Below are 7,315 nucleotides of genomic sequence, written 5' to 3'. Positions count from 1 at the left end.
GCGAGGATGCCGTTGCCGACGAGGTTGATGCTGGTCTCCATGCCGGCGACGAGGAGCAGCACGCAGATGCCGATGACCTCGGCGGCGCTGAGTTTGTCCCCGGCTTCTTCGACGGCGACGAGCCGGCTGAGCAGGTCGTTCTCGGGGTGGGCGCGGCGGCGCTCCATGAGGTCCATCAGGTATGCGACGACGCCTGCTCCGGCCTGGTCGCGGCGGGTGATCTCCTCGGTGGTCAGCAGCGGTTCCGGGTCGGTGCCGCGGGCGATTGCCAGCTCCCAGGCTCGCAGCTGGTCGGCGTCCTGTTCGGGTACGCCGAGCAGCCGCTGGCCCACCATCGCGAGTGCGAGCGGCGCGGAGAGGTCCCGGACCACGTCGAGCCCGCCGGCCTCGACGGCCCGGTCCACGAGGGTGTCGACCAGCCGGGTGATCATGGGGGTGAGGTCGGCGACCATCCGGGCGCTGAAGGCCTTGTTGACCAGGCCGCGCAGGCGTCGGTGGTCCGGGGGGTCCATCCGGATGAACGAGCCCGGCAGGCTCGCTTCCTGGTCCCAGAACGGGCTGAGCCGGTCGGCGTTGCCGTGCCCCCAGGTGGCGCTCTGCAGCACGGCGGCGCAGTCGGCGAACCTGGACAGCACCGTCACCTCGGTGTCGCCGAGGCGGATGTCGGTCAGGCTGGGGGCCTCGCGCAGCCGGCGGTAGCCCGGGTAGGGGTCGAGGCGGTGGGCGGTGGTGAACAGGTCGACCGCGTCGGGGACGACGTTCTCGATCTGGGCTGAGGTCATGGGTCCCGCTCCTTCGTGGTGCCGACCCGGGCTGTTACCTCGGGTGCGCATTGCGAGAAGCACCGCCGTCCGGCGGCGTTATCGTCTGGTCGCCGCCGGGGCGGGGCAAGGGATTGTCGTGCTCTTTCATCGTGCGATAAGAGGCTGATATCGAACCTGCCGTCGGCACCGTCGGCACCACCGGAGATCCGGTCGGAAAGAATTATTCCCACGTGAGGTTCTCGAAATCCGGTCCACGGGTCAACGTCGTCTGGTTTCCTTTTCCGGACGTCGTCACAGCCGTGCGCGACCACTATTTCGCCGGCCGGAGGCGCTGGCCACGCCGCGCCAGGGCCGTCGTCGGGACCGCGCGCGGCCGTAGTCGCCTCGGTGTCTCTCGGCGCGGACAGGCAACTCGGCATGGGCGCTGAGGCGAAACCACGTCCGCACGTCCGCACGTCGGTGCTCGGCCGCGGCTCAGATCAGATCCAGCCCGCGCAGGTCGGTGACGTACTTGCGGATCAATGACGCCGAGATGTCGGGAATACCCCTTCCGGAGCCGATCTCGGCCGCATGTACGGCGGCGCGGAACCGGTCGGCGGGGAATCCGGCGCGGCTGACGGCCCGGGCGGACTGGCTGAAGGCGGACAGAAGGGGGAGCAGTGACTGCCTCCTTTGCTTCTCCGGTATCGCGCGAAGGGCGGTCTCGAAGCGTGTGAACCACTCGTCGTAATCGTCTATCCGCGTCACGGGGCAACCGGTCTCGACCAGCCAGCCGGCGAGCACGTCGAGGGAGAAGCCGTCGTTCGGACTGAGGACGTTGAAGGTCTGGTACCCGGCCACGGATCGCTCGCCGAGCGCGGTGACGGCTGCCGCGGTGAAGTCGACCGGCAGCCCGCCGAAGTGCGCGCGCGCCCGGCCGCCATCGGTGCCGGGGTAGAAGGAACGCGGCGCGATGCCGGTGGCGACGAGGCTGATCAGCAGGCGGGTGAAGACGTCGGGCACGTTCACCTGGCCGGCGTACCGGCTGTGCGCGAGGATGAGATCCGGCCTGAAGACGGCCACCGGCAGACCGGACAGGTCGTGCGCTTCCCGCAGCAGGATCTCGCCGGCCCATTTGCTCGTCCCGTAACCGCCGGCGTAGCTCCTGTCGAGCTGGCGAACCGGGCTGGAGAGACGAATGTCCGTCTCCTCGTCGGAGGCCGACGACTGGGCGGCGATCACGCCCACGGTCGACACGTAGGAGAACCGTTTGATTCGTGTGGTGAGCGCCATCCGGATCAGCTCCGCCGTGCCGACGACGTTGGGACCGAACAACTGCTCGTACGGCAGCAGGTGGTTGACCAGCGCGGCGGAGTGGACGACCAGGTCGACGGTTTCGGCCAGGTGGCGCCAGGTCGGCTCGTCCAGCCCCAGGCTGGGTTCGCTGACGTCGCCCGCGACGACCTGGAGGTGCGGCACGGCCAGGCGCTGGAAGCGCCGGAGCAGGCCGGGGTCGCCGGCGTCGAACACAGCGGCGAGCCGCTTGCGCGCCGCGTCGGCGGTGGCGCCCCGGACGAGGCAGATCAGCGTGCCACCCGTCAGGGCCAGCCGTTCCAGCCATTCCAGGCACAGGAAGCGGCCGAGGTAGCCGTTCGCGCCCGTCAGCAGTACGACGCGGGCCTCTCCGGCCGGTCGCGGCAGTGCCCCGACCTCGGCGAGCGTCGCGGCGTCGATGAACCTGTCCAGCGCGAGATCGGTGGCCCTGGCCCGCGTCCGGCCGGTGCCGTGCACGGTCGCGAAGGTCGGTCGTGTCGGTCCGGACACCAGCGCCTTCTCCAGGTGGTCCGCCACCCGCCGCAGGCCATTCGCGGGACTGGTGATGACACCCACCGGAACGTCTATCCCGAAGATCTCCGCGAGCAGGTTGGAGAACGACAGCGCGGACAGGGAGTCGCCGCCGAGATCGGTGAAGTGCGCCTCCGGGTGCACCTCACCGCCCGCGCGACCCAGCAGCGCCGCGGCGGCCCGCCGGACCGCGTCGAGCACGGGCTGGCCGCGGCCGGCGTGGCGCAGTGCGCTCAGCTCGTCGACCTCCCAGGCGGCGAGTTCCGCGTACCGCTGCTCCAGACGCTCGCGGTACCGGCCCTCGAGATTCGGGCGCAGAAGCTTGCGAGCGTCGGAGAGCAGGCCGTTCTCGGTGCTGAACGGCTCGGTCTCGATCAGCACGTCACGGGGGATCTCGTGACGGCTCAGGCCCGTGTTCTTCGCGGTCTGCCGCAGTGATTCGCCGACCGCCGCGTTGAGGTCCGCGGTGGACCCCCAGGCACGTTCGATGGCCTCGCGGGTGGGCACCACCACCGCGAGCAGGTAGGCGCGCTCGCTGCTGCCGTAGACGAAGATCTGCTGAACCAGAGGGCTGCTGACGAACAGGGCCTCCAGCCGGGAGACGGCCACGAACTCGCCCTGGGACAGCTTCAGCACGTTGGCGCGGCGGTCGATGTAGACCAGCTCGTCCGGCCCGATCTCGGCCATGATGTCGCCGGTCTTGTAGTAGCCGTCGTCGAAGATCTCCGTGGTGATCTCGGGACGCCTGTAGTACCCAGGGATGATGGCGCCCGTCTTGACCAGCAGCTCGCCGCGTGGATGCGGCGAGTCAGTGCGGAGGTAGCCCAGTTCGGGTACGTCGACGAGCTTGTAGTCGATCACCGGCGGCCGGGACACCTTCCCGTCCACCAGCAGTCGGCCGGTTTCCGTCGAGCCGTAGCCGTCGTGCACCGGAAGATCCACGCACGACTCGATGAATGTGGCCATCCCGGCGGACAGCGGAGCGGACCCGGTACCGATCCAGACCAGGCGCCCGCCGAGGCACTGCTCGCGCAGCTCGTTCCTCACGTCCGCTTCGATCGAGGCCCGGTCGCCCGGGCCGGCTGCCCGCCGGTCCAGTTCGGCGTGGTATCGCTGAAACAGCATGTCGCAGATGCGTGGCACCAGTCGTAACGCCGTGGGCCGGACCAGGGCCATGTCCTCGAACAGCGTGGAAAGGTCGCTCGTCGCCGCGAACTGGCTGATCCCGCCGGCGGCGAGCGTGCCGACCAGTGTGCCGCGCGCCGACACATGGCTCATGGGCATGCAGTTGAAGGAGATGATCGGCAGGTCTTCCGACCGGGGCCAGAATCCGCCGCGCCACGCCATCGCGACCAGGCGGTCGGTGTACATGGCCCCCTTGGGCGTCCCGGTGCTGCCGGACGTGTAGAGGAGCGAGGCCAGCCGGGTGTCATCCGGGCCGTCCTCGAAGGAGGGCGCCGACGGCAGGGCCGTTCCGTGCAGGAGCAGGTCGGTCAGCGAGTCCAGCACGACCGGGCTGCCGGACTCGGCCAGGCGCCGGTGCGCGGCCTCGAACCGCCGACGATGCTCGTCCACCTCGCTCTGGTAGCCGAAGACCACCAGGCGGCGCAGCGACCTGCTGGCCAGGGCGCATTCGACGGCGGTCGGCAGCAGTTCCACGCTGGTCGTGAGAATGCGCGGCTCGGTCTCCATGAGGATCGACTTCAGGAGGCCGACGGGCGTGCTGGACTGCAGGGGCACCGACACGGCGCCGAACCGGACACAGGCCATTTCGATCGTGGCGTAGTCGGTACCGGTGAAACCGAGCACGCAGACGAGTTCGCCCGCGTGCAGCGGGACCCGCGGATGGTGGTGCCATTCAGCGGCGAGCGCGCCCGCCCGCGACCACAGCTCGCGGTAGCTGATCGTGTCGAACCTCGGCAGCAGGCGAAGCGTGGTTCGGCCGGTCGTGGAGTCGGTAGCCAGCTCCGTCGCGCGTTCCCCCAGCGCGGGTCGGTCGGCGTAGCCCTCCATGACGGTCGCCACGATCCGCCCGAGTGACATCCCCGGCTCCCGTATCGCGGCGGTGACCGCCTCGAGCGGTCTGGCGTCCCGAATCTGCTGGTCCGTCGCGTAGAGCTCGGCGGCCCGGTGTTTCGACCGCTCGTCGAGAACCCGGCTCCCGGACCCGGACTGTGAGTCCGTCGCCATCGCCACCTCCGTGAATCGTGACCGCGCGGACGGGCTGACCCCATCCGTCTGTCGTTCAGGACGTCGGGGAACGACCGGAGCGGAGCTGGCTCAGAATCCGTGCTTCCGCTTGAGCTCGGCGAGGGTGTCGACAAATCCGTCCACGTCCTCGTCGGACAGCCGATCGTTCATCATCAGCCGGATCACGGCCCCGTCCTTCTTCACCGCCGGGTAGCCGAACATCGGCACCAGGTACCCGCGGTCGAGGAAGTCCGCTCGGACGCGAAGCGCGAGGTCTCTGACGCCCACCAGGATCGAGGTGACATAGGTCGGTGTCGGGTTGATGAGACAGCCGATCCCGAGCAGTCGCGCGCGGAGCTGGTCGACCCGGTCGAGGTAGCGTTCCATCACCGACGGGTCCTGCCTCATCCGGCGCAGCACATGGACGATGGCGCCGGCCGTCGGCGGCTGGATGTTGGTGGTGAACAGCGACGTGCCCGACATGTAGTGGAACGCGTCGAGGGCGTCGGCCGGTCCGGCGAGGGCGCCCCCGCCCAGCCCGACGGACTTGCCGAACGACACCATCAGGAAGGTCACCCGCCGGAGCGCCTCGTACTCGGCGGCGAACCGGGGGCCACCGTTGCCGTAGACCATGAAGCCGTTGGCGTCGTCGGCGAAGCTGACCGCGCCGAACTCGTCGCACAGGTCCAGGATCTCGCCGATCGGGGCGATCGAGCCGTCCGCGGAGTACACGGTCTCGAAACCGACGATGATCCGCCGGCCGCGGAGCTGCTCCAGCACCTCCCGGAGATGGGCGGTGTCGTTGTGCCGGAACGCGAACAGGTTGCGGCCCCGCTCGAATCGATCGGCGCCCTTCCAGATGCTCCAATGGCTGCGCCGGTCGAGCACGAGGACCGCGTCCGAGTTGTCGACGCCGGGCCGGTCGTCGAACGAGAACGCGGTACTCATCGCATTGACGAAGCCGACGTTGGCCAGCAGCCCGGTGGCGAATGTGAGTGCCTTCTCCTTGCCGGTGATCTCGGCTACCAGCGCCTCCAGCTCCAGATGCGGCCGGGACACGCCCTGAACCATCCGGGAGCCGCCGACGACCAGCCCGTACGCCGCCGCCGTCTCGGCGAAGACCCGGCGCACCTGCGGGTCGTGCTGCCATCCCAGGATGCCGATGCCGGCAAAGTTGATCATTTTTCGGCCGTTCATGCTGACAACCGCGTCGTTGACGCCGTCCAGCTCGGGTGGCGCCACGAAGTCACCGCTTCGTCGTGTGGCGCCGATCCATTCGGAGAAGCCCCAGTTGTCCAGCGCCAGGTTCGTGGACGTGGTGGTCACGATTTCCTCGTTTCCAGGAGTGCGGCTCGGAAGCGATGGTGTGCCGTGTCGCGTCGGTCAGAGCAGGGCGCCGAGTCGGGAGTCGACCTCCGCGGCGTTGACGCCGAAGTCGGCCAGCTCGTAGCGATGAGAACGCAGACGGGCGTCCTCGGCCAGCACCGCCAACATGGCGGGGCCGACCTCGTCGGCCAGCTCCCAACCGAGGTGACGGTAGATGTCGGCGACGACCGCCAGTGGGTCGGCGATGAACGCGTCGAACTCGACGTCGTAGAACGTGGCGGGATCGTGCTTGGCCCGGTCCGCGGCGAACCGCTCGAGGGCGCGCGTGGCCATGTCGAACAGGACGGGGCCGATCGCCTGGCCGTGGAAGGTGGAGGACTTGCCTGCCGCGAGGTGGCTTACCATGCTGCACGCCGATCCGAGCACCGCGCTGGCCGGCCGGCGGTGCGTCTGGATCACCAGGGCGTCGGGGTAGGTCGCCAGCAGGGCGTCCAGGCAGGGCATATGGCTGGAGGACTTGAGCACCCAGCGCCGCCCCTGGTCGTTCAGCCCGATCAGCTGGAGGTTGCGCCGATGCCGCTGGTAGGCCCCGGTCCAGTCCTGACCCGCCAGCCATGCGGAATACGTGGGCACGTAGCCGGTGAACTCGAAGTACGCCGAGAGCATCGACTGGCGGGTCAACAGCCAGCACTCCTCGACCCCGTCAGCTGTGCGGTTGTGAATGCCCAGGTAGCCGGGATGTTGTTCCATGAACGCGCCGACGCCCTGCCGGACCTGTTCGAAGATCGGGTTGTCGGGCCAGGTCGAGCGCGGCGGCCGGGGCTGGGGAGCGTAGGTCAGCCACAGTTCGAGGCCCTGATTCGCCGGGTCGGCGGTGAGCAGGCGGTGCAGGGTGGTCGTACCGGTGCGCGGCATGCCGACGATGAACACCGGACGCTCGATCGGGACCTGGGCGTGTTCGGGGTGCCTGTGCCAGCCGGCCTCACTGAGAAGGCGGGCGACCAGGATTCCGCACAGCTCGTCCCGGATCGCCCGAACGCCATCCGGAGTCAGGCTGGCCTCCTTCTCGTAGGAGGCCAGGACCACCTCGAGTCCCTCCAGATAATCCGAGGGGCCGAAGTCGGAAAGTCCGGTGAGAGTGGCGGCCACTGTATGTAGCTCGTCGATCGTTCCGATCGTGTCCATGGGTACTCTCCTGCAGCCGTCGACGC

General features: G+C 69.1%; 4 protein-coding genes. All 4 read right to left on the bottom strand.

What is annotated here, in order from left to right:
• On the bottom strand, positions 1–782 hold a 782-nt coding region (locus QOZ89_RS27155), incomplete at its 3' end, for a cytochrome P450 family protein (protein ID WP_491723640.1).
• Between the two features lie 456 nt (positions 783–1,238).
• Entirely contained in the window at positions 1,239–4,778 is a 3,540-nt protein-coding gene (car, locus tag QOZ89_RS27150) for a carboxylic acid reductase (protein WP_312626144.1), read from the bottom strand.
• Between the two features lie 90 nt (positions 4,779–4,868).
• Positions 4,869–6,104 carry an aminotransferase class I/II-fold pyridoxal phosphate-dependent enzyme gene (locus tag QOZ89_RS27145; protein WP_071048167.1) on the bottom strand — a complete coding sequence of 412 codons (1,236 nt, stop codon included), beginning with the start codon at positions 6,102–6,104 and terminating at the stop codon, positions 4,869–4,871.
• Between the two features lie 57 nt (positions 6,105–6,161).
• On the bottom strand, positions 6,162–7,289 hold the full coding sequence (locus QOZ89_RS27140) for a sulfotransferase family protein (RefSeq protein WP_071048166.1): 1,128 nt from the start codon (positions 7,287–7,289) through the stop codon (positions 6,162–6,164).
• Positions 7,290–7,315 lie beyond the last annotated feature (26 nt).

It is taken from the genome of Pseudofrankia coriaricola (assembly GCF_032027725.1).
GTDB lineage: Bacteria > Actinomycetota > Actinomycetes > Frankiales > Frankiaceae > Pseudofrankia.
This window is presented reverse-complemented; position numbering and strand designations above follow the sequence as displayed.

Coding starts and splice junctions, on each gene's coding strand:
- car (WP_312626144.1), bottom strand. CDS start 4,778: ATGGCGACGGACTCACAGTCCGGGTCCGGGAGCCGGGTTCTCGACGAG.
- QOZ89_RS27140 (WP_071048166.1), bottom strand. CDS start 7,289: ATGGACACGATCGGAACGATCGACGAGCTACATACAGTGGCCGCCACT.